The following is a 2,651-nucleotide window of genomic DNA, read 5'->3' on the forward strand; positions in this document are numbered from 1 at the left end:
TGATCCGATTCATGGCCCGTGACGTGCGGCGTCGCTGGACCGGAGGAATGCCGCTGGAGCCGCGAGAGGTCCACAACGTGACCATGGTGACCAGGTTTCGGTGCGTGTCCCTGTTCCTGCTCTTGGGAGCGGCGACCGTGACGGCCCTGTCGGCGGCGTTCCAGCAGGCCCCGGTGACCACGGTGGGCTGCGTGCTCTTGGCAGCGGTCACCGCCAGGTTCACGGTCCCCATGTGGCTGAACATCCAAAGCGAGCGTCGACGCTTCCGTGAGCAGAGTCAGGAGCGGGAGGAGATCGTCGAGGCCCGCAAAGCCGAGCGCGAGCGATGGAAGGCCAAGCTCGACGAGCTACGCCCCTCGGAGCAAGAGATGGAGGGCTGGCTGGACGCCGACAAGACACTGATCCTCGACCAAGTGTTGAGGCACCACGGTCTGGTCTGGCACGAGGTCGTCGCCCACGCCTTTCTGCCGACGCCGAATCAGCCCTGCAAATCGGCCCACGTCCCTTGTGGCCCTTGGCGCTATTCGAGGTATGAGATCAGGATCTTCCTGGTGACCGAAGAGGGTGTGCGCGAAGCCACCGCTGACCTCGATTTCGAGCGTGGGACCTGGGAGGTGAAGGAGCGGTACAACTACCGCTTCGACGCGATTTCCTCCGTCCAGGTGGAGATCAAGGGCATGCGACGTTACACGCTGAAAATCACCCTGACCAACGGACCGGCCAAGGGGATCCCCGTGTCCGAGATCCCCACCCGCGACACGGTGGACGAGGCGCCGCCGAGCGAGAGTTCGGAGATCAACCTCGACGCGGCCGGGTTCTCCCACACACTCCGCATCCTGGAAGGCATCGCCGCCGAGGGCAAGCCGTGGTTCGACAGGGAAGCGGAACCACCTACGAGGAACGTCCCTCCCCAGCCCGAGGCCGACCCGCCTTCGGATTCGCATGAGCCGACACCGAAGGGAGGTGCCGGGGCCGTGCCCGAACGGCAGTCCCAGCCGATTCCCGGGTGAGGTCTCCGCAGCGGCGTTCTCGATGTCGGACACCCGGTCCGCGATGTGGTCCCGTTGATGCCCGTGGAGGGCGGCCTTCAAGGCCTGGGAGGCGGGCGACTTCCGGACCGATGTTCAGAGAAGTCTGATGCGGGCTTCGTTCTCCGCAAGGTCGGGCCAGCGTGTGAACATCGGTGACCGGTTCCGCCCGGCAGGAAATCGGACGGGCCGGCCCCACCGCCCCCTTCCAGCAGGAAACGTCCTGAAGGAAGGCTCGGGTGGGGCCGGCCTTGGGCCTCGCATCGGGCGAGGCACCCTCGGCTGCTTGCGGGTCAGCCGATGGCGCCGGCCATGGCGGGCAGGTAACCCTCGGAGTGGCCGGACGCGTTGGGGTGGTACGACTCGGAGATCGGCACCTTGGTGCCGTTGATCCACGGCTCGTCGGCGCAGACCCGGTGGCCCTCGAAGGTGCCGTTCACGTCGACGTGGGTCAGCCCGGCCGAGGTGGCGCGGTCGGCGATGGTGTCGGAGAGGACGTCGGCCATCTGGTTCAGCCTCTCGCGCTTGACCTCACCGATGCTTCCCACGCCGCACGGTCCGAGCTCGAACAGGCTGGGGTAGCCCAGGACGACGACCTGTGCCTGGGGCGCGGCCTCGGTGATGGCACCGTAGGTCTGGTCCAAAAGGCCGGGCAACACGTCACGGACCTCGTTTTCGGCCTGCTCACCCACCTCGTCGCAGTCAGCGTTACTACCAAGGCGACAGGTGGTGATGACATCGGCGAATCCGACATCGTTTCCGCCGATGGTAATGGTGACCAGATTGGTTTCCGGTGACAGCGCGGAGACCTGGTCGTTGAGCACGTCGTCGGTGGTGGCACCGGAGCAGGCGACGAAGTCGAAGGCGGCGGGCGCGTTGGAGGCGGCCCAGAGTTCGGGGTAGGCCGCAGGTCCTCGCTTGCAGCCATCGTCGTCGTAGTCGGCGGTTCCCAGGCCGGAGGAGAAGGAATCACCGAGCGCGACATAGTTGATGTCGGCGACCTCCGCCGACACGGGGGCGGCGAAGATCAGGGGAATGAAGGCAAGGCCGGATACGGCCGCCAAGGCACGACTGACGGACAAGGGGGGGTCTCCGCTCGATTCGGGGGATCGGGGGCTGATTGTAATGGTGTCGTGCGATATCGGCGCTGGCTAAGAACGGGGAGTTGGCCAGTGCCATATCGGTCGAACTGTCGGGGGTAATGAAATGAACATCGGAAGTTTGGGGGCAAACTACCGACCGGGATCATGATTCCTCACGGGATCGCACAATGACAAGACTTTCGGGTATTGACTTACAAGGTGGGGATCAGGGCGTCCGGAATCACCTCCTCAGAGGAGGGTGGGGGTGATGGGGCAGGAGACCCCGGGCGCCCAGAGGACGGAGACCGGGGGTTCGGGTGGTGGGGCGACTCCGGCTGCGGCCAGGAGGTTTCCGTCCAGGTGGAGCGATTCCGCCTGGTGGAGGGGCCAGGGACGATGGCTCACGCGCACCCACCAGGTGCGGCCGAAGTGGCGGGTGTGCAGGCCCCAGCGGGCGGTGAGGAAGTGCTCCAGGCGGCTCGGCTCGGGCAGGGGGTCGCCGATCCGCAGAACCCAGGAACCGGAGGCCTCACCCGGAAGG

At 66.1% G+C, this 2,651-nt stretch carries 4 protein-coding genes; 1 reads left to right on the forward strand and 3 read right to left on the reverse strand.

Annotated features, from left to right (window positions below; genetic code table 11):
- Positions 1-232: hypothetical protein (locus K8V84_RS11645; RefSeq protein ID WP_304074078.1), on the reverse strand; the 232-nt coding region annotated here is incomplete at its 3' end.
- Here K8V84_RS11645 and K8V84_RS11650 point away from each other — a divergent pair.
- Entirely contained in the window at positions 231-1,010 is a 780-nt protein-coding gene (locus tag K8V84_RS11650; RefSeq protein ID WP_304074079.1) for a hypothetical protein, read from the forward strand. The two genes, K8V84_RS11645 and K8V84_RS11650, sit on opposite strands and share 2 nt — an antisense overlap.
- Before the next feature lie 311 nt (positions 1,011-1,321).
- On the opposite strand, the gene K8V84_RS11655 is transcribed toward K8V84_RS11650, so the two are convergent.
- On the reverse strand, positions 1,322-2,110 hold the full coding sequence (locus tag K8V84_RS11655) for an SGNH/GDSL hydrolase family protein (protein ID WP_304074080.1): 789 nt from the start codon (positions 2,108-2,110) through the stop codon (positions 1,322-1,324).
- A 249-nt stretch (positions 2,111-2,359) separates the two neighbouring features.
- Positions 2,360-2,651, reverse strand: a 292-nt coding sequence (locus K8V84_RS11660; protein WP_304074081.1) for a DUF2071 domain-containing protein, incomplete at its 5' end; no start/stop codon positions are given.

Origin of the sequence: Nocardiopsis listeri, from assembly GCF_020741345.1 — a bacterium.
Taxonomy (GTDB): Bacteria; Actinomycetota; Actinomycetes; order Streptosporangiales; family Streptosporangiaceae; genus Nocardiopsis; species Nocardiopsis listeri_A.